The sequence below is a fragment of the Bartonella sp. AD328YNZD genome (assembly GCF_042196425.1).
Window position 1 is genome coordinate 1 of sequence record NZ_JBHIQG010000673.1, and the last position, 821, is coordinate 821.

The 821-nt window shown below is 38.1% G+C and carries 1 protein-coding gene; it reads left to right on the forward strand.

The annotated features are described in order from the left end of the window. Positions 1 to 142: 142 nt before the first annotated feature. A complete protein-coding gene (locus ACFIO3_RS14395; RefSeq protein ID WP_375606474.1) occupies positions 143 to 811 on the forward strand; it encodes a uracil-DNA glycosylase in 669 nt (222 codons plus the stop codon). The last annotated feature ends 10 nt before the right edge of the window (positions 812 to 821 follow it).

The following is an 821-nucleotide window of genomic DNA, read 5'->3' on the forward strand; positions in this document are numbered from 1 at the left end:
AATAATGAGCAATAAGTTTATATTAAACTTTCTTCTAAAAAAGTTTATTTATATTCATTATAGATTGTTTATCAAACCATAACCCGTCATATACGCTATAAAAGACTCAAAAAAAATAGAAAAACGATTAATGCCTAACACCATGAATAGCCAATTAACATCGCTTTGCCCAGAACCACCCCCAAATTGCAATTTATGTCCTAGGCTCCATCAATTTATCGCTGGCTGGCGTGTAAAAGAACCAAGTTGGTATAATGCACCGGTGCGCCCATTCTTTCCTTATAAAGGGCCAGACACAACACGCCTTCTTATTGTTGGGCTTGCCCCTGGATTACGCGGAGCAAATCGAACTGGACGTCCATTTACTGGTGATTATGCTGGGCACTTACTTTATTCAACTTTAAAAAAGTTTGGTTTTGCCCAAGGAACCTTTGAAGAAAGAGCAGACGATACTCTTGAACTTATTGATGCAGCAATTGTTAACTCTGTTCGTTGTGTTCCACCAGAAAATAAACCCACCGGTGCAGAAATTAACACGTGCCGCTATTTCTTCTCTCCTCTTTTAACAAATCTTCCCAAACTTAAAGCCGTTATTACCTTAGGCACCATTGCGCACCATTCAACAATACGTGCCCTTAATGCAAAAGTTTTAGCTCACCCTTTTGGACATGGCGAAATCAATAATATCGGTAGATTACGCATCTTTTCAAGCTATCACTGTTCTCGTTATAATACGAATACTGGCCGCTTAACAGACGCTATGTTTCACCAAATTTTTCAAGCAGTAAAAACATACTTAGATCAATGCTAAAACTGTTTTA

Coding starts and splice junctions, on each gene's coding strand:
- ACFIO3_RS14395 (WP_375606474.1), top strand. CDS start 143: ATGAATAGCCAATTAACATCGCTTTGCCCAGAACCACCCCCAAATTGC.